This window comes from Streptomyces sp. NPDC102258, from assembly GCF_055584685.1.
Genome location: NZ_JBVJLO010000001.1, coordinates 577,466 through 595,233, shown reverse-complemented (window position 1 = coordinate 595,233; position 17,768 = coordinate 577,466). Strand labels below are relative to the sequence as shown.

General features: G+C 73.8%; 20 protein-coding genes. 7 read left to right on the top strand and 13 right to left on the bottom strand.

Annotated features, from left to right (window positions below; translation table 11 throughout):
* Positions 1 to 343: 343 nt before the first annotated feature.
* Both ACZ6ZT_RS02740 and ACZ6ZT_RS02735 read left to right on the top strand, forming a co-directional pair.
* Positions 344 to 2,227, top strand: coding sequence for a M1 family metallopeptidase (locus tag ACZ6ZT_RS02740; RefSeq protein ID WP_469714849.1), 1,884 nt, complete (start codon positions 344 to 346; stop codon positions 2,225 to 2,227).
* 129 nt (positions 2,228 to 2,356) lie between these two features.
* Positions 2,357 to 3,091, top strand: a complete 735-nt coding sequence (locus ACZ6ZT_RS02735; RefSeq protein ID WP_469714848.1) for a hypothetical protein — start codon at positions 2,357 to 2,359, stop codon at positions 3,089 to 3,091.
* 30 nt (positions 3,092 to 3,121) lie between these two features.
* Here ACZ6ZT_RS02735 and ACZ6ZT_RS02730 read toward each other — a convergent pair whose 3' ends face one another.
* The 6 genes from ACZ6ZT_RS02730 to ACZ6ZT_RS02705 all read right to left on the bottom strand — a co-directional run bounded on the left by ACZ6ZT_RS02730 (position 3,122) and on the right by ACZ6ZT_RS02705 (position 9,828).
* Positions 3,122 to 3,817, bottom strand: a complete 696-nt coding sequence (locus tag ACZ6ZT_RS02730) for a peptidoglycan recognition protein family protein (RefSeq protein WP_469714846.1) — start codon at positions 3,815 to 3,817, stop codon at positions 3,122 to 3,124.
* A gap of 47 nt (positions 3,818 to 3,864) precedes the next feature.
* Positions 3,865 to 5,289: a GH1 family beta-glucosidase gene (locus tag ACZ6ZT_RS02725; protein ID WP_469714844.1), complete on the bottom strand. Its 1,425-nt coding sequence runs from the start codon at positions 5,287 to 5,289 to the stop codon at positions 3,865 to 3,867.
* Positions 5,290 to 5,343: 54 nt separating this feature from the next.
* Positions 5,344 to 6,255: a carbohydrate ABC transporter permease gene (locus ACZ6ZT_RS02720; RefSeq protein ID WP_469714843.1), complete on the bottom strand. Its 912-nt coding sequence runs from the start codon at positions 6,253 to 6,255 to the stop codon at positions 5,344 to 5,346.
* Positions 6,252 to 7,214, bottom strand: a complete 963-nt coding sequence (locus ACZ6ZT_RS02715; protein ID WP_469714841.1) for a carbohydrate ABC transporter permease — start codon at positions 7,212 to 7,214, stop codon at positions 6,252 to 6,254. Before ACZ6ZT_RS02715 ends, ACZ6ZT_RS02720 begins: the two co-directional genes overlap by 4 nt.
* A gap of 69 nt (positions 7,215 to 7,283) precedes the next feature.
* The gene (locus ACZ6ZT_RS02710) at positions 7,284 to 8,594 is read right to left on the bottom strand and encodes an ABC transporter substrate-binding protein (RefSeq protein WP_469714840.1); all 1,311 of its coding nucleotides are present in this window, start codon (positions 8,592 to 8,594) and stop codon (positions 7,284 to 7,286) included.
* 190 nt (positions 8,595 to 8,784) lie between these two features.
* Positions 8,785 to 9,828 (bottom strand): LacI family DNA-binding transcriptional regulator, encoded by a 1,044-nt coding sequence (locus tag ACZ6ZT_RS02705; protein WP_469714838.1) that lies wholly within the window; start codon positions 9,826 to 9,828, stop codon positions 8,785 to 8,787.
* 494 nt (positions 9,829 to 10,322) lie between these two features.
* Here ACZ6ZT_RS02705 and ACZ6ZT_RS02700 point away from each other — a divergent pair, with 494 nt between their 5' ends.
* Complete coding sequence (locus tag ACZ6ZT_RS02700; protein ID WP_469714836.1) at positions 10,323 to 10,694, top strand: VOC family protein; 372 nt, start codon at positions 10,323 to 10,325, stop codon at positions 10,692 to 10,694.
* Positions 10,695 to 10,722: 28 nt separating this feature from the next.
* Here ACZ6ZT_RS02700 and ACZ6ZT_RS02695 read toward each other — a convergent pair whose 3' ends face one another.
* Positions 10,723 to 11,133, bottom strand: coding sequence for a guanyl-specific ribonuclease (locus tag ACZ6ZT_RS02695; protein WP_469714834.1), 411 nt, complete (start codon positions 11,131 to 11,133; stop codon positions 10,723 to 10,725).
* 208 nt (positions 11,134 to 11,341) lie between these two features.
* Between ACZ6ZT_RS02695 and ACZ6ZT_RS02690 the strand changes: the two genes are divergently transcribed.
* On the top strand, positions 11,342 to 11,596 hold the full coding sequence (locus ACZ6ZT_RS02690; protein ID WP_469714833.1) for a hypothetical protein: 255 nt from the start codon (positions 11,342 to 11,344) through the stop codon (positions 11,594 to 11,596).
* 49 nt (positions 11,597 to 11,645) lie between these two features.
* Here the strand turns inward: ACZ6ZT_RS02690 and ACZ6ZT_RS02685 are convergent, their stop codons facing one another.
* Positions 11,646 to 12,035, bottom strand: a complete 390-nt coding sequence (locus ACZ6ZT_RS02685) for a VOC family protein (protein WP_469714831.1) — start codon at positions 12,033 to 12,035, stop codon at positions 11,646 to 11,648.
* A 72-nt stretch (positions 12,036 to 12,107) separates the two neighbouring features.
* On the bottom strand, positions 12,108 to 12,275 hold the full coding sequence (locus ACZ6ZT_RS02680) for a hypothetical protein (RefSeq protein WP_469714829.1): 168 nt from the start codon (positions 12,273 to 12,275) through the stop codon (positions 12,108 to 12,110).
* Positions 12,276 to 12,436: 161 nt separating this feature from the next.
* On the opposite strand from ACZ6ZT_RS02680, the gene ACZ6ZT_RS02675 reads away from it, so the two are divergent.
* Complete coding sequence (locus ACZ6ZT_RS02675) at positions 12,437 to 13,162, top strand: ribonuclease H family protein (RefSeq protein WP_469714827.1); 726 nt, start codon at positions 12,437 to 12,439, stop codon at positions 13,160 to 13,162.
* Positions 13,163 to 13,219: 57 nt separating this feature from the next.
* Here ACZ6ZT_RS02675 and ACZ6ZT_RS02670 read toward each other — a convergent pair whose 3' ends face one another.
* From ACZ6ZT_RS02670 to ACZ6ZT_RS02660, 3 genes are all read right to left on the bottom strand, one after another.
* Positions 13,220 to 13,582: an STAS domain-containing protein gene (locus ACZ6ZT_RS02670; protein WP_469714825.1), complete on the bottom strand. Its 363-nt coding sequence runs from the start codon at positions 13,580 to 13,582 to the stop codon at positions 13,220 to 13,222.
* A 149-nt stretch (positions 13,583 to 13,731) separates the two neighbouring features.
* Positions 13,732 to 14,343, bottom strand: coding sequence for a nucleoside/nucleotide kinase family protein (locus ACZ6ZT_RS02665; protein ID WP_469714823.1), 612 nt, complete (start codon positions 14,341 to 14,343; stop codon positions 13,732 to 13,734).
* 67 nt (positions 14,344 to 14,410) lie between these two features.
* A complete protein-coding gene (locus tag ACZ6ZT_RS02660; RefSeq protein ID WP_469714821.1) occupies positions 14,411 to 15,469 on the bottom strand; it encodes an NAD(P)-dependent oxidoreductase in 1,059 nt (352 codons plus the stop codon).
* Positions 15,470 to 15,673: 204 nt separating this feature from the next.
* Between ACZ6ZT_RS02660 and ACZ6ZT_RS02655 the strand changes: the two genes are divergently transcribed.
* Positions 15,674 to 16,528, top strand: a complete 855-nt coding sequence (locus ACZ6ZT_RS02655) for a GNAT family N-acetyltransferase (protein WP_469714819.1) — start codon at positions 15,674 to 15,676, stop codon at positions 16,526 to 16,528.
* 27 nt (positions 16,529 to 16,555) lie between these two features.
* Here the strand turns inward: ACZ6ZT_RS02655 and ACZ6ZT_RS02650 are convergent, their stop codons facing one another.
* Positions 16,556 to 17,440, bottom strand: coding sequence for an MBL fold metallo-hydrolase (locus ACZ6ZT_RS02650; protein ID WP_469714818.1), 885 nt, complete (start codon positions 17,438 to 17,440; stop codon positions 16,556 to 16,558).
* Positions 17,441 to 17,534: 94 nt separating this feature from the next.
* Between ACZ6ZT_RS02650 and ACZ6ZT_RS02645 the strand changes: the two genes are divergently transcribed.
* Positions 17,535 to 17,684: a hypothetical protein gene (locus tag ACZ6ZT_RS02645; RefSeq protein WP_469714816.1), complete on the top strand. Its 150-nt coding sequence runs from the start codon at positions 17,535 to 17,537 to the stop codon at positions 17,682 to 17,684.
* Positions 17,685 to 17,768: the final 84 nt, after the last annotated feature.

The window sequence follows — 17,768 nt, the reverse complement described above, 5'->3', positions numbered from 1 at the left end:
CACCGTCCCCAGCTTCCCCCACTCGGACGCGGGACGCACCCGCAGGGGCGACGCCGACCCTCCGACGCCGACTCTTCCCATCGACCGCAACCCTGCGCAGCAACCCCGTCCCCGGAGAGGGCGAACACTTTACCCACCCTTGATGGCATGCTCCCGTCAAATCCGAAATGCTGCCCCCAGCCGCGCCGTGCCGCCCTGACCCCAGTGCGGCACCCGCGGCCATCTCACCTCCGCCAGCGCGCGCACCCTACGCGCCCAGCCCGCGGCTGCCCTCGGCGCACCCTGGCCGGCCGGGTGGCCGCCGAGCAGGCCGGCAACCCCGGCCGCCCCGAAGGAGTTACGCGTGAGATCCACCCCCCACAAGGCCCTCGCCGCGACCGTGTGCGCCGTCGCCGCGCTGGCCGCCGCCGCGCTGCCCGCCGTCCAGGCCTCGGCCGCGACCGGTACCGGTACCGGTACCGCCGCAACCGCCTCCCGTACCGCCGCGGCCTGCACCCCGGCCCAGGTCGTCGCCAACGGTGACTTCGAGAGCGGCACTTCGCCCTGGACCCAGTCGCAGACCAGCGTCATCACCGACCGCACGGGCCAGAGTGCCCACGGCGGCACCCACTTCGCCTGGCTGGACGGCGTCGGCAGCACCCACACCGACACGCTCACCCAGAGCGTCACGATCCCGGCCGGATGCAGCTCCGCGACGCTCACCTTCTGGCTGCACGTCGACACCACCGAGACGACCACGTCCACCCCGTACGACAAGCTGACGGCGAAGATCGGTACGACGACGCTGGCGACGTACTCGAACCTCGACAAGAACACCGGCTACGTCCGCAAGTCCTTCGACGTGTCGGCGTTCGCGGGCCAGACCGTGCCCGTGGCCTTCACCGGTACCGAGGACTCCAGCCTCAGGACGAACTTCGTCGTCGACGACGTCGCCCTCGACGCCTCCGGCGGCACGACCCCGCCCGGGGACACCACCCGCACCCCGGCCGCGCCCTCCTACACCGTCAGCCTCAGCAGCAACGCGAGCGGAACGGTCTGGACCGGCCACGAGAGCGCCACCTTCACCAACGCCTCCGCCACCGCGCTGAGCGAGGTGTACCTGAGGCTGTGGGACAACTACCACGGCACCTGCTCCGCCATGCCGATCGCGGTCGGCAACGTCACCGGCGGCACCGCGGGCTCCCCCACCGTCGGCTGCACCGCGCTCAAGATCGACCTGCCCGCCCCGCTGACCCAGGGGCAGAGCGCCACGATCGGCTTCGACCTGGGCATCACCGTACCCAGCGGCGCCGACCGCTTCGGCTACGACGGGGCCTTCAGCATGCTCGGCAACGCCCTGCCCGTGCTGGCGGTCAGGGACGGATCGGGCTGGCACCTGGACCCGTACACGAACAACGGGGAGTCCTTCTACTCGCTGGCCGCCGACTTCAAGGTGACCCTGGACCACCCGAGCACCCTGCTCGTCCCGGCCACCGGCGCCTCGGTCGACACCCCCGGCACCAGCGGCCGTACGGTCACCACCGCCACCGCCTCCAAGGTCCGCGACTTCGCCTGGGCGGCGGGTCCGTTCACCAAGATCTCCGGCACCTCGGCCGCCGGGACCCCGGTCAACATCTACTCCGTCTCGGGCATCAGCGCCTCCGACGCCCAGTCGATGCTCAGCACCGCCAAGTCCGCCGTGGACGCGCACTCCGGCCGCTTCGGCGCCTACCCGTACGGCGAGCTGGACGCGGTCATCGACAACAACTACTGGTTCGGCGGCATGGAGTACCCCGGCTTCGTCCTCGACCTGGTGAGCACCACCGCCCTCACCCACGAGATCGGCCACCAGTGGTGGTACGGCATCGTCGGTGACGACGAGTACACCAGCCCCTGGCTGGACGAGGCGTTCACGGACTACGCCACCGACCTGGCGCTGAACAAGACCGGCGCGAGCTGCTGGAACAGCGTCTCGTGGGCCTCGTCCGCCGAGAAGATCACCAACTCGATGGGGTACTGGGACGCCCACTCCTCGCGGTACTCCACCGTCGTGTACGGCTACGGGAAGTGCGCCCTGCACGACCTGCGGCGGGTGCTCGGGGACACCGCGATGGCCAAGCTCCTGAAGGACTACGCCACGGCGCACTGGTACGGGGTCTCGACCACGGCCGAGTTCAAGGCGGCCGCCCAGGCCGCGACGACCACGGACCTGACCTCCTTCTGGACCCAGCACCGCATCGACGGCTGACGCACGCCCGCCACCGGTCCGCCGCCGTGGACGCCGCCGCCGCGCGGCGGCGCGGCGGACCGGTGGCGGCCGCGTTCCCCCCGCGTGTGAACATGACCCCGTCACACACGCACCTCACGGGGGACCACCATGCGCATGCGTACGCGCGCCACCACCACCGGGGCCGGACTCGCCGCCGCGCTCACGGCGCTGTTCGTCCTGGCCGGCTGCACCTCACCGGCCCCGGGCCCGGCTCCGCGCGGCACGGCGAGCCCCCCGGCCACGCCCGTCACCCCGCCCGCACCCGCGCAGGACGGCGGCCCGGGCTTCCAGGGCCCCCGCCCCCAGGACCAGAACCTCCTCGCCTGGACCGGCGACCCGGGCGACGCGGGCCACGTCACCGCCCAGTCGGCCGCGGGCGTCGCCGGACGGATCACCCTGGTGCGGCTCGTGCTGCGCGAGCGGATCACCTGGTCCACCATCTGGCTGGGCCTCGCGGGCGTCGACCCGAACGCCCAGCTCTCCCACTGCCACCTCGGCGTGTACGGAGCGGACGGCACCCGCCTCGCGGCCACCGAGGACATCTCGCCCCAGCTGATGACCGACGCGGTGGCGAAGCCGCTGCCCCTCACCAAGCCGTTCACCGCCGACCCCGGGACGTACTTCATCGCGCTCCTGCTCAACGGCACCTGGGCCACCAACGCGCTCACCCTGAAGTCCACCGGCGCCGGCATCTCCGTCAACGCCGGCCTGACCCCGCCGAACCTCCGCTACAGCACGGTCCTGACGGGCCAGACCTCCCTCCCGGACAAACTCAACCTCTCCGAACAGTCCACCACCACCATCAACACCGGCTGGGCCAGCCAGTGGTACGCGGTCTCCTAGCCGCCGGACGGCCCGCTGACGGCTGCTGCGTCACCTGCCAATTCGCCACATGTCGTGCCGGCAGCGGGCGGTGACGTCGTCCCGCAGGCGCGGGAGGAGGGCGTAGAGGCGGTCGCCGGGGCAGGCCGTGGCGTTGTGGTCGCGGTGGCCGTCGATCGCCGACGGGGGCATGCCGTACTGCTCGCAGATGTGGGCGCACAGGTCGGCCAGGGCCTCGTACTGGCCGCGGGGCGGGGCCGTGTGGGTGTAGGTGCCCTCGACCTCGATGCCGATGGCCACGTCGTTCTGGCCGACGCAGTGGGAGGCGCGCACCTGGCGTTGGCCCGCGGCGAGTTCCGCGAGGGTGCGGTGGCGGCCCTCGGTGGTGTGGCCGCCGCGGCTCACGGTGAAGTGCTGACCGGTGTCGATCCAGCCCCGGGCGTCCATGTGCTGGGCCTGCACCGCCCGCGCCAGCGCGAAGGCGTGCTCGCGGGAGAAGTCGTCGCCGTTGGCGGTGGCCGTGTGGTGCACCACGATCCGCCGGGGCGGTGCGTCCAGGACGGTGACCGGGCCGGCGGGCGGACGGGCACCCCACTCCTCGCAGCCGAAGATCTCCGGGTGCCACGGGGCCGCCGCGGCGGCGCGCCCCGCCGGTCCCCAGAACAGCTGCCCCAGCCCGAGCGCGGCGCCGAGCAGCGCCCGCCGGGGCACGCGCGCCGGCGGCCGCGCCTCATCGTTTCTTCTCATACGCCCCCCAACGAACGGGCGAGCGGGAGGGAACGCCGCAGCGCCGGTCAGGCGTCCGCCACACCGGTGCCCGGGCCGGGCAGGCCGCCGCGGGCGATGACGTCCGCGTACCAGTGCGCGCTGTCCTTCGGGGTCCTGCGCTGGGTCGCGAAGTCGACGTGGACGATGCCGAACCTCTTGCTGTAGCCGTACGCCCATTCGAAGTTGTCCAGCAGCGACCACAGGAAGTATCCGCGGACATCGGCCCCCCGCGCGATCGCCCGGTGTACGGCGCCCAGGTGGGCCCGCAGGTAGGCGATCCGCTCCGGGTCGCGCACCCGCCCCTGCGCGTCCACGTGGTCCTCGTACGCGGCCCCGTTCTCGGTGACCAGCAGCGGGACGCCCGGGAGCTGTTCGCCCAAGTCGGTCAGGAGCCCGTACAGCCCTTCGGCGTCGACCGGCCAGTCCATGGCGGTGCGCGGGCCGGGCAGGCGCGGGAAGCGGACGTGCCCCTCGGCCCCGGGCCACGGGGAGGGCGCCGGGCAGCTGCCGGCCGCGACGACGGCCGGCGCGTAGTAGTTCACCCCGAGGGAGTCGATGGGGGCGCAGGCCGTCCGCAGGTCGCCGTCGTGGACGAACGACCAGTCGGTGAGCGGCGCGGTGTCGCGGACCAGGTCCTCCGGCAGCCGGGCGTGGAACACGGGGTCGAGGAAGATCCGGTTGCCGAGCGCGTCGATCCGGCGGGTCGCGTCCCGGTCGGCGGCGGAGTCCGTCAGCGGACGGACGGCGTGCGGGTTGAGGGTGAGGGAGATCTCGGCCGACGGCGGCACAGCGGTGCGCAGCGCCTGCACGGCCCGTCCGTGGGCGAGGTTGAGGTGGTGTGCGGCGCGCAGGGAGGCGGCCGGCTCGGTGCGGCCCGGGGCGTGCTCCCCCGAGGCGTAGCCCAGGAAGGCCGCGCACCAGGGTTCGTTGAGGGTGGTCCAGGTCGCGACGCGGTCGCCGAGCGCCTCCGCGGTGAGCTGCGCGTACCGGGCGAAGTGGTCGGCGGTCTCGCGCCGGGGCCAGCCGCCCGCGTCCTCCAGCTCCTGGGGCAGGTCCCAGTGGTAGAGGGTGGCGACCGGCCGGATCCCGGCGTCGAGCAGCTCGTCGACGAGTCGGCGGTAGAAGTCCAGCCCCTTCTGGTGGGCGGGGCCGCGCCCGGTGGGCTGGACACGTGACCAGGCCACGGAGAAGCGGTAGTCGCTCACCCCGAGGCGCTTCATGAGGGCGACGTCCTCGCGCATGCGGTGGTAGTGGTCGGCGGCGACGTCTCCGGTGTCGCCGGCCCGGACCCGGCCCGGGGTGTGGCTGAAGGTGTCCCAGATGGACGGCGTACGGCCGTCCTCGGTGGCGGCTCCCTCGATCTGGTAGGCGGCGGTGGCCGTGCCCCAGCGGAATCCGGCGGGGAAGCGCGGGGGTGTCGTCGTCCCGGTGCGGGCGTCGAGGGCGGTCATCTGTGGGGGCTCCTGGAGGTGAGGGGATCAGGGCGGGGCGGGGCGGGCGGCGGGTCAGCCCTTGACGGCGCCCCGCATGATCCCGCCGACGATCTGCCGGCCGAGGAGGCCGAAGACGAGCAGTACGGGAAGGGTGCCCAGCAGGGCGCCCGCCATGATCACGGACTGGTCGTGGACGTAGCCGCCGCCGAGCTGGCGCAGTGCGACCTGGACGGTCGGCTCCTGCGAGGAGAGGGCGATCACGGGCCAGAAGAAGTCGTTCCAGGCCGTCATGAAGGTGAGCAGGCCGAGCACGGCCATGCCGGGCCGGGCGATCGGTATGACGACGGACCAGAAGATGCGGGCCGTGGAGGCGCCGTCGATGCGGGCCGCCTCGATGAGCTCGTCGGGCAGCGACTGGATGAGGATCTGGCGCATGAAGAAGACGCCGAACGCCGATACGAGGCCGGGCAGCACGACGGCCTGGAGCTGGTTGACCCACTGGAGCCGGGCGATCAGCATGAACAGCGGGATCACCGCGAGCTGCGGCGGGATCATCATGGTGGAGACGGTGACGGCGAGCAGCAGTCCGCGGCCCCGGAAGCGCAGTTTGGCGAAGGCGAATCCGGCGAGCGTGGAGCAGAGCACGGTACCGACGGTGATCGAGCCGGCCACGATCAGGGAGTTGAGCAGCGCCTTGCCGATGTCGGCCTCGGCCACGACCTGCTGGAAGTTGTGCAGCAGGTTCGGGCCGGGCAGCAGGGAGGGCGGCGTCCGGGCGAGGTCGGCGTTGGAGCGGCTGGCCGCGACGATCGTCCAGTAGAACGGGAACGCCGAGACGAGGACGGCGACGGTGAGGACCGCGTACACGAGCCGTCCGCCGCGCCGGGTGCCGCCGGCCCGGCCCCGCCCGCGCCGGCGGCCTCGTACGGGGGCGGTGGGCGGGCCGGCCGCCGGCTCGTGCGGCGGCGCCGCGAGGGCGGTCATCGGGCGGCCTCCTGGCGGGAGCGGCGGCGCGCGAACAGGGCGTTGGCCCCGACCAGCGCGAGGATCAGCAGGAAGGTCACCCAGGCGACGGCGGCGGCCCGGCCGAGGTGGAAGAAGCCCCAGCCCTGCTCGTACATGTAGAGGCCGAGCGTCTGGTACTGGTGCGAGATGCCGCCCGATACGGAGCCCTCGAAGAGCAGCGGTTCGCCGAAGAGCTGGGTGGCGCCGATGGTCGAGACGACGGTGGTGAAGAGGATGGTCGGGCGCAGTCCGGGGAGCGTGACGTGCAGGAACTGCCGCCACCGGGAGGCGCCGTCGACCTCGGCGGCCTCGTAGAGCTCGGTGGGGATGGTCTGCAGGCCGGCCAGGTAGATGAGGGCGTTGTAGCCGGTCCAGCGCCAGATGACGATCGAGGAGACGGCGAGCTGGGAGGCGACGGTGCCGGTCTGCCAGTCCACCGGCCCGATGCCGGCGAGGCCGAGCAGGTAGTTGACGACGCCGAAGTCGCGGCCGAAGAGCTGGGCGAAGACGAGGGTGGCGGCGGCGACGGAGGTGGCGTACGGGAGCAGCATCGCGGTACGGAAGAAGGTGCGGGCGCGGAGCCGGTAGTTGAGCAGGTGCGCCAGGCCGAGGGCCATGGCGAGCTGCGGGACGGTGGACAGCACGCCGATGGTGAACGTGTTGCGCAGCGCGGTCCAGAAGTAGGAGTCGGAGAGGAGGGCGGTGTAGTTGCCCAGCCCCCGCCACTCCATCTGTCCGGGGGTCTGGAGTTCGACGCGGTAGAGGGAGACGAAGGCGGTGTAGAGGAGCGGGAAGAGGCCGAAGGCGGCGAAGAGGGTGAAGAAGGGGGCGACGTAGGCGTACGGGGTAAGGGCGCGCCAGGTCCGGCGGGCCGCGGTGGGGCGGGAGGCCGGGGGCGGCGCGGGGGGCGGGGCGGTGGTGGTGCTGAGGACGGTCATGCGGCGGGGGCCCTTCGGGGGCGACGGCTTGCGGGGGGGGAGTTGGGCGGTGACTGGGCGGGTCGCCGGTCAGCCCGTGGCGTTGCGTACGCCCTTCTTCGCGGTCTCCCACGCCGTGTCCGGCGCGGTCCCCTTGCACTCGACCTCGCTCAGCGCGTTGGTGATCTGGTCGGCGATGGTCTTGTCGGCGACTCCGAGCACCTGGACGGGCGCGGCCTTCGCGGCGTCACCGAAGATGCTTCCGATCGGGGCGTCCGAGAAGTACGGGTCCTTGACGTCGGCGACCTTGCCGATCGCGGCGGTCGAGGAGGGGAACGAGCCCTGCTTCTCGAAGAGCCGGGCCTGCTGTTCCGGGGCGGTGAGCCACTGGATCAGCGCGTAGGCCTCCTTCTTGTGCTGGGCCGCGCGCGGGACGGCCAGGTAGGAGCCGCCCCAGTTCCCCGCGCCGCCGGGCAGCCGGGCGACGTCCCACTTGCCCCGGCCCGCGTCCCCCGCCTGCCCCTTGATGTAGCCGAGCATCCAGGCGGGGCACGGCAGGGTGGCGAAGGAACCGGCGGCGAAGGCCTGGTTCCAGGGCGGGGACCACTGGTCGAGCTTGGCGCTCAGCCCGTCCTCGGCGGCGCGTACGGAGGTGTTCCAGGCGTTCCTGACGGCCGGGTTCGTCTCGTACACCAGCTTCCCGGAGGCGTCGTAGTACCGCTCCTTCTGCTGGCCGGTGATGACGGCGTAGAGGCTGCCGACGCTGTCCAGCCAGGCGCTCTTCTCGGGGGCGTTCTTCTTGTACTGGCGGCCCAGCTCCAGGTAGCCGTCCCAGGTGGACCACTTCGCGGCGAGCTCGTCGCGCCCGGTCGGCAGCCCGGCCTTCTCGAACAGGTCGCGGCGGTAGCACATGGCCTCGGGGCCGACGTCGGTGCCCAGGGCCAGCACCTTGCCGTCCCCGGTGGTGGCGGCCGACCATTTGGCCTCGGCGAAGGAGCCCTTGAGCCCGGCCGCCCCGTAGGCCGTGAGGTCCTCGAACTTGTCCGCCTGCTGCCGGGTGACGGCGGCGATCCGGCCCACCTCGATGCCCTGGACGTCGGCGAGGCCGCCGCCGCCCGCGAGCCGGGTCTGCAGGGACTTCCAGTAGTCCTGCTCGTCCTCGGTGTCCGTCTGCTTGACGGTGACGCCGGGGTGCAGCTTCTCGTACTCCGCGTAGAGCCCGGCCTCCTTGTAGCCGAAGGACCCGAAGAGGTCGACGGTCACCGTGACCTTGCCTCCCGCGCCGTCCGCGGAGCCCTGCGGGGTGCCGGATCCGCAGGCGGCCAGCAGCGTCCCGGCGAGGGCGGCCGCGCCGAGGCGGACGGCGGCGCGCGCGACGGTGGCGGCTCGGGCTGTGGGCATGAGTGGTCTCCCCTTGGCTTGGCTTCGGCGTGGGACGGGTCGCTTGAGAGCGCTCTCAAGCCCTGGGTCTGGAGCGTGCCCCCGGCCGTATCGCCCGTCAAGCCCTCGGAGCGTAACAGCGTCGCATGGACGCGGAGTTGGCGCGCGAACGGCGGACGCGGGGGGCGCCGCGGGCCGGTCCGCCGCCGCCTCAGGCCGAGGCGCGCCGCACCAGCCGGGTGGGCGTGATCAGCGCGGTCGGGACGGCCGGGCCGGTGCGTTCCCGGTCCAGGGCGTCCAGCAGCAGCCGGGCCATCATCCGGCCCATGCCCTCGATGTCCTGGTGGACGGTGGTCAGCGGCGGGTCGGCGTGTTCGGCCACGGACGGCATGTCGTCGAAGCCGACCACGGCGACGTCCTCCGGGACACCGCGGCCCCGCTCCCGCAGGACGCGCAGCGCACCGACCGCCATCTGGTCGCTGGCGGCGAACACGGCGTCGACGTCGGGATACCGGTCCAGCAGGCGCGCCATGGCCCGCGCGCCGCCCTCCACCGTGAAGTCCCCGTCGGCCACCATCGCCGGGTGGCCCTCGGGCAGGGCGTCGCGGTAGCCGTCGAGGCGGTCGGTCGCCGACGTCTGGTCGTCCGGGCCGGAGATGTGCGCGACGCGGGAGCGGCCCTCGGCCATGAGGTGGCGTACGGCTTCCCGCGCACCGCCGCGGTTGTCGGCGTCGACGTACGTCACCTCGGACGGCCCGCCGGGCGCGGGGGTCCAGGCCGGGCGGCCGCCGTACACGGTGGGCAGGCCTATCCGGCTCGCGATGGCGGGCAACGGGTCGTCGGTGTGGAGGGAGAAGGCGAGCGCGCCGTCGACGTGGCCGCCGGCGAGGTACCGGGCGATCCGGTCGTAGTCGTCCGGGCCCTCCACCAGGAGCAGCACCAACTGGTTGTCGCTCGACGTCAGTTCCTTGCTGATGCCGCGGATCTGCTGGGAGAAGAACGGGTCGGAGAAGATGCGGACCTCCGGCTCGGCGATGATGACCGCCACCGCGCCGGTGCGCCGGGTGACGAGGGTCCGGGCCGCGGGGTTGGGTACGTAGCCCAGCTCGGCCACGGCTTCGCGCACCTTCTCCGCCACGGGCCGGCGGACCCCCGCCCCGCCGTTGACCACCCGTGAGACCGTCGCCCGGGAGACGCCGGCGCGGGCGGCGACGGCTTCCAGGGTGGGGCGGTGTCCATGGGGATGCTCGGGCACGGCGGGGCTCCTCGTCTCTCACGGTCGGCAACGGGGCGGCTGCGTCGAAACTGCAGGGTATCCCGGTGGCCGCGCGCCGGGAGAGCGCTCCCGCGACAACAGTGCCTCGCCTTCCGGCCACTTGGCGGGCGCCGGGCGTCCGGAGCGGGCCGGGCTCAGCCGTTGGGGATGGCGTCCTGGAAGGCGGTTCCGGCCGAACGGAGGGCGGCGAGCGGCGGGGGCGGCTGCGTCCGTGCGCCCATGGCGGCGGACGGCCGGGCCACCATCCGGGGATCCCCCCCCCGGGCGGAACTGCGTCGCCGGGGCATCACCACGTCCACCAACTACCGGCGGCGTGCACTCGGACGGCTGAGCCGTCCCCCGTGGGGCGCTGCGCCCAACGGGGGAATCCGGGGCGCGCACCGGTCCGGAGCCGGAGCCCGGGCGCCCGCCGGGCCGACACTCGGAGCGGCCGTCCGAGGGGGCGGTGCGACGGGCGAGGAGAGGACGGGCGCGTGTTCACCGACACCAAGGCGTTCAGCGGTTTCGCCGTGGACGACATCCAGCGGGCGAAGGAGTTCTACGGGGAGACCCTCGGTCTGCGGGTCAGCGAGGAGAACGGCCTGCTGAGGCTGCACCTGGCGGGCGGCACGGACATCCTCGTGTACCCGAAGGAGGACCACACTCCGGCCGGGTTCACCCTGCTCAACTTCCCCGTCGACGACATCGACGCGGCGGTCGACGAGCTGGCGAAGCGCGGGATCCGCTTCGAGCGGTACCCCGGCTTCACGCACGACGGCAAGGGCGTCGTGCGTGAAGCGGGCGGACCGCAGATCGCGTGGTTCACCGACCCGGCGGGCAACATCCTCTCCGTTCTCCAGGGCTGAGGGTCACAGGGGGAGCCGCCGTCGCCGGTCAGCAGGCGAAGTCGACCCGGCGGAACGAGGCGTAGTGGTCGGCGGTGTAGTAGTCCTCCCGGACCTGGTGGCCGGTGATGATCCGGCGTGCCCCGCGCGTGGGCGCGCCCGGGGTGATGACCGTGTACTCGTGGTAGTAGCCGGTGCTCTGGGCGGGCAGCAGCCGCTCGCGGTTCTGGAAGACGACGCCGTCCTGGGGATACGGGAACGGGCCGCCGCGGTCGATGAGGCCGAGGGTGTCGTGCGCCTGGGAGGGCAGGGCGGAGTAACAGACTCTGCCCACCGCCCGTACCGCGACGGTGGATGCCGTGGGGGCGGTGGTGGCCGCCGAGGCGGCGGGTCCGGCCAGCAGGGTGGCGGCGACGGCGGCGGCGCCGACGAGGGCGAAGATGCGCGGGGGGAGGGTCATGCCGTCATGATGACGCGCGTAGAGATGGACCCGTCAACGCCAACTGAGCGTATTTTTCCGGCTGTTCAGCGGTCCGGCACCTGGCGGAACGCGGATGCCGCCGGACCGTCACACCACCGCAACCCGGGCCGGGACCGGGGGCCGGCTCGTGGTCGGCGCGCCGCTCCCCCGGGATGCCGTCGCGGCGGGTCTCGGGCAGGCTGGGGCCATGGAGCACGCGCCGATCGTCGTACACCGGATCTCACCGGCGGGGGGCCGTCGGGTGTCGATCCGCGTCCAGGGCCACGAGACGGTCCTCGGGGTCGCCCGTTCGGACGCGGAGGTGATCGAGTTCCTACGGCGCATCGAGGTGCCCGACCCGGACGAGGTGCTCCTCGGCGGCCCGGGGGTGATCGAGTGGCAGGGCGACGGCCCGCACCAGTACGAGCCCGAGGCGGAGCCGCCGCCGCCGGACCTGCCGTAGGCCGCCGTACGGGTTACGGCGGCGGGTCCGGCGCGTGGCGCCGGGTCCCTCAGACGGCCCAGGTGGCCGCCGCGATGCTGAAGGAGTGGCCGGCCGGGTCGCTGAAGAGGCGGACCGTGCTCGGACCGGCCTCCGCGTCGGACTCCATCGGCACCGCGCCGAGCGAGACCGCTTCGCGTTCGGCCTCGTCCAGGTCGGCGATGTCGACGAGGATCCGCAGGTGTGCCTGGAGCGAGTGTTCCGGGCGGGGCCAGCTCGGCGGCGCATAACCGTGGTCCCTGCGGATCGCAAGGTGGACCCCGGCGCCGCCGACGACCTCCACCAGGTCGGGCTCGTGGCCGACCTGGGCGTCGGCCCCGAGGAGCTGGGCGTAGAAGCGCGCCAGCTCGTGGGGCTCGGCGCAGTCCAGTACGAGAACGCTTGTCTTCTTCACCGTCATGGCTCGCTCGTACCCCTCCCGGGCCCCCGCATGCCCGGTCGAACGGGCGTGCCGGGCCCCGGCGGGGTGCGGTCAGTGCTCCATACGGTGGCGGCCCCGGCGCTGGGCGGGCACGGTCGTCAGGCGGGTGCCGGTGCGACGGATGGACGGGTTGCGCCGCGCCGGGATGACCGGGCCGGCGGCGATGAGGGCGATGACCACGACGACCACAGCCAGGATGAGGAGGGCGATCAGGTTCATGTTCCTGCCTTCCGTGCTGTCCTGATGACTTGCCACTACTTCGTGTCACCGAATTCGGGCGGGATAAACACGCCGGGTGAGGAAAAGGTGGCTGCGACGCCTGTGCGCACCTTCACCGCACCGGGTCGGAGACCGCCGCTCCGGTGGGGCATGATCGGGGCATGTCTGATCGCATCATTGCCGCCTGCGACGGGGCGGCGAAGGGGAATCCCGGTCCTGCCGGATGGGCGTGGGTCATCGCCGACCCCGCGGGTCGCGCGCAGCGCTGGGAGGCCGGCCCGCTGGGCCGCGCCACCAACAACGTGGGCGAACTCACCGCTCTGGAACGGCTGCTGGAGGCGCTCGCGCCCGGGACGGCCGTCGAGGTGCGGATGGATTCGCAGTACGCCATGAAGGCGGTGACGCAGTGGCTGCCCGCCTGGAAGCGCAACGGCTGGAAGACGGCCGCGGGCAAGCCGGTGGCCAACCGGGAGCTGGTCGAGCGCATCGACGCGCTGCTGGGCGAGCGGGACGTGGAGTTCCGCTACGTCCCGGCCCACCGGGAGGACGGCGACCACCTCAACGCCATCGCCGACCAGGCCGCCAGTGACGCCGCGCTCACCCAGCAGGCCGCCGGCACCACTCTGGGCGACGCGGAACTGCCGGTGCCCGCTCCCGCCCGCAGCACCCCGGCCCGCACCGGCTCCCCCCGCCGGGCCGCGGCGGGCACTGCGGCGAAGGGCGCGACGGCCGGGCGGACGGGCGGTGGCTCCGCGCGGGGGCGGGCCTCCGTCAAGGCGAAGTTCCCCGGCAGCTGCCCCTGCGGGAAGCCGTACGCGGCCGGGGAGACCATCGTCAAGCTGGCCTCCCGCTGGGGCCACCCGGACTGCGCCACGTCCGAGGACTGAGCCGAAGCGGGAGCCGGAGCCGGAGCCCGGACGCCCTGAGGGGCGGCCGGGGTCACCTCACGCCCGGCCCGCGCGCGGCGGCACCACCATCACCCGGGCCTGCTCCACGGAGGGCGCCAGCGTGAACACCTGGTCAGCGCCGGTCAGTTCGAGGAGCCGGGACAGGTGCCGGGGCAGCGGGCCGGCCAGGATCACCGGCCGGGTCAGCGCGGGTTGCAGCATCAGGCTCAGGGCGGTCGAGTCGGTGAAGGTGACCCCGGAGACGTCGAGGACGTAGCGGTTCACGCCGGGGGCCAGCGGGTCGAGGGCTTCGCGCAGCCCGTTGAGGTGGTCGATGTCGAACTCGCCCGTCATCACGACGACGCGCGCGTCGTCGTGCGCGAGCACCTCGACACGGCAGGGCCCCGGGTTCGCATCCATCTGTTCCTCCATGATCGCTCCGATTCGCAAGCCGTGGCCGAAGGTCGTGGTCTCAAGCCGTGATGACCGACCGCTCATCGACCGCTCAGGCCCGGCGTGGCCCGTGGCGGTGGGGGTGGCCGGTGCCGGGCGGGCCCCGGTGGCGCGGCTCATTCCACCACCAGGTCCGCGCGGTCGCGCCCCGGAGCGACGACGCGGGCGTTGGCCTCGTCGGAGCGGGACACCCAGCGGGCCGCCTCCGCCTCCGTCCGGCCGTGGCTGACGTGCCGGGCCACGAGGCGGCGTACGCGCTCGGCGTCGTCGGGGGCCAGGTACCAGGCCTCGTCCAGCAGGGGGCGCAGCGACGCCCACTCCCCCGCCTCGTACAGCAGGTAGTTGCCCTCGGTGATGACCAGCGGTACGCCGGGCGCCACCGCGATGCTCCCCGCGACGGGCTCCTCCAGCGAGCGGTCGAAGGCCGGCGCGTAGACCGTCTCGGGGCCCGCCGCGCGCAGTCGCCGCAGGAGCGCCAGGTAGCCGGCGGCGTCGAAGGTGTCCGGTGCGCCCTTGCGGTCGGCCCGGCCGAGCCGCACCAGTTCGGCCTGCGCCAGGTGGAAGCCGTCCATGGGAACGACGACGGCCAGTTCGGGCCCGAGGGCCCGTGCCAGGTGCGCCGCCAGGGTCGACTTGCCCGCGCCCGGCGGCCCCGCGATGCCGAGGACGCGTCGGCCGCCCGCGCGCGCCAGCGTCCGGGCCCGGTCTTCCAGTTCCGCCCACTCCATCACCGTATGGTGCCATCCCGGCCCGGTCGCGCACCGCACCCCCTCCCGTCGCGGAGGCTGCCGTCCGTTACGCCGCCACCACCGGTATGCCGTCGGGGCGGTCGGCGAGCAGGGCCGCGATGTGGTCCGCGCAGTCGAGGGCCGCCGTACGCATGGCGCTGCGGGTCATCCCGGCGACGTGCGGGGTGAGCAGTGCGTTCGGCAGGCCGAACAGCGGGGAGGCGAAGGCCGCGTGCTCGTGCGCGAAGGTGTCGACGGCCGCGGCGGCGAGCGGGTGCCCCGGATCGCGCAGCGCGTCGGCCAGGGCCCGTTCGTCGACGATCCCGCCCCGGGCGGTGTTCAGCAGGACCGACCCGGGGCGCATCAGCGCCAGTTCGGGCCGCCCGACCGTGTGGCGGGTGGGTGCGGTGAGCGGCAGGTGCAGGGAGACCGCGTCGCTGGTGGCGAGCAGGGCGGCGAGGGAGCGGGCCGGGCGTACCGGCGCCGGGGCCGGGCGGCGGGAGAGGCTCTGCACGTCCATGCCGAGGGCGGCCGCCCGCCGGGCCAGCGCCGAGCCGGTGCGGCCCAGGCCCACGATGCCCAGGGTCAGCTCCGACAGCTGCCGGGCGGGGGCCGTCCGGGCCCGCCAGACGCCCCGGTGGGCGGTCGCGTTGTGCGCGGGCAGGTCCCGGGTCAGGGCGAGGAGCTGGGCCAGGGCGAACTCGGCGACGGCGTCCGCGTTCGAGCCGGGGGTGTGCGTGACGGTGACGCCGTGGCGGGTGGCGGCGGGCAGGTCGACGTGGTCGGAGCCCGCGCCGGCCCGGCCGATCACGCGGAGCCCGCGGCGGGGCGCGCCGCCGGTCGCCGCGGCGAGGAAGGCGGCGCGCAGCGGCACGCCGGACCGGGACTTGACGGCGTCGTAGCCGGCGCCGCCGCGGAGCGTCTCGGCGATCAGGGCCGCCTCGTCGAAGGGGTCGAAGTCCGCGAGCTCCACCCGGCCGCCCCAGGCCTCGCGCACCGCCGTGCGATCGGCCACCCGGCGGAGGTTCAGGGTGACCGCGTGGCCGTGGCCGAGGAACCGTTCAAGTTCGCGAGCGAGCAGGTCGCCGGGGGCCGCGTCGAGCAGCAGGATCCGAGGCTGGTTCACGTAATAATCCCTTCCGCCTTACGCACCTTACATCGGGCGGCGGTGGCCGTGAGCGGGCTCGTGCTGTACTTCGTACCCGAACCGGCCCGGGCCGCCGCCGAGTTGGTCCGCGCGGTCCGCCCCGGGGCCGGCGGCCGGCGGGTAGGTGGCCTTCCCCGTGGTCCTGTCAGTGGCTCTGTCAGTGGCCCTGCCTAGGCTGGGCGGATGGACGAGATGCGGATCGTGGCGGACCGGGCCGAGTGGCGGCGGGGGTTCGAGGAGCGGGTGCTGGCGGGCTACCGGGGTGCGGGGTGTGGGGATCCGCTGGCCCGGGCGCTGCTGGAGCGGACGGTGGAGGGGATCGACGGGTGGACGGTGGCCACGGACGGCACCGGGTGGATCGCGGTCGGGGTGACGGAGACCAACGGGACGACGGTGGGCCGGATCCACGAGCTGACGGCGCCGACGGGGCGCGCCTGGGCCGAGCGGTGGTGCGCCGAGCACGGGGCGCGGCGGGTGGAGGTCCGGCTCACCGGCGCGGCGGGCGCCTTCGCCGACTACCCCGTACGCGGCCAGAACCGTATGCGCGTCACTCCCGAACGGCCTGTGCAACCATCCGGCCTGACGGCCCGTCCGCTCTCCGAGGACGAGTACCCGCTGTGGTACGCCGGTGAGGAGGCCGCGTACATCGCGGACATCGTCCGGGCCGGGGCCCTCACCCCGGAGCAGGCCAAGGAGAAGTCCGACCGGGACTTCGCCGAGCACCTTCCCCAGGGGTACCGGACCCCGGGGCATGCCTTCTACGCCCTGGAGGCCGACGGCCAGATGGTCGGCACCTGCTGGCTGCAGCACGGTTTCCTGCCGGGCGTGACCTTCGGCTTCTCGCTGAACGTGTTCCCGGAACATCGCGGCCGCGGCTACGGCCGGGCCGCGATGGCCGTCGGGGAGTGGGCCACCCGGCAGGGCGGTGACGAGGCGCTGATGTTCAACGTCTTCGGCGGCAACGAGGTCGCGATGAACCTGTACGACAGCACCGGCTTCGCCGTCCTGGACGAGTACCGCTCCATCGACCTCGGCTAGCCGACGGAGCGTCGGGCGGCCCGGGGGTCAGGCGTCCACGGGCCGCCAGGCGGGGCCGTCCCCGTCCTGGCGGACGTGCCCGAACACCACGTCGGCGAAGTGGACGCCGAAACCGAGCGTGCCGGGTTCCGCGAGCTCGGCGACGAGGCGGCGGCGGTGGCCGGCGGTCAGGGCGGGCTCGTGGTCGAAGGCCGAGGACCATGCGGGGTGGTCGATCTGGATCGGCGAGTGCAGGGCGTCGCCGAAGGCGATCAGCCGCCGCCCGCCGCCGGTGATGACGTACTCGGTGTGGCCGGCCGTGTGCCCGGGGGTGATCCGGACGCGCACACCGGGGAAGACCTCCTCCCCCTCCGTGACCGTCCGCACGCGCGGCGCGAGGGCTGCGGCCCGCTCGCCCAGGCCCTCCGCCTCCAGGAGGTCGCGCCGGTCCCACTCCGGGGCCGAGATCAGGTACTCGGCACGGGTGAACACGGGCCGGTCGCCGCCGGGGGCGGGCAGGGTGGCCCAGCCGATGTGGTCGACGTGGAGGTGGGTGAAGGCCACCGCCTCGATCTCCTCGGGACGGCGGCCGAGTGCGGCCAGGCCGTCCGTGAGCGCGCCTCCGTGGACCGTGTGGAGGGGGCCGTCGGGAGCGCTGTACGTCCGCGGGCCGAAGCCGGTGTCGATCAGCAGGGCGCGGTCGCCGTGCTCCACCAGCAGCGCGCCGATGCTCCCCACCAGGTGGCCCGTGGCGTCCAGGTACTCCGGGTGGGCGGCCCAGACCTCGGCGGTGGTGTCCGGGAGCACGGCCAGCGGGCGCAGCCGCACGTCGCCGTCCGGCACGTACGAGACCTTCGTGTCGCCCAGCCGTAGCGAGCGGATCCCCGCCGGGCGGCGCAGTCGCCCGTCCTGGCCTAACGTCACATCAGACATGTGTCTTCTCCCTTGCCGGCCGTCAGGTGCCACCGCGGCGTGTCCGGCGGTGACGGGGCCAACCGTAAGCAGCAAACCGCCCCACACCACCTTCGTGGTGGACGAGCTGGAGAAGCAGGGCCTGGCCGGGCGCCGCCCACACCCCACCGACCGCCGCGCCAAGCACCTCGTCCTCACCGGCGAGGCACGGTCGCTGCGCGAGCGCCTCCACGGCCCGGAGCGGGCCGTCGCCTCCCCCCGCTGATCCGCTCGGGAGGGCCCCGGCACCACCGGGGAGCGGCAGCCTCCCGTGGTCGGTGCCATGCTGGAAGCAGTGGAGGGCCGGCGG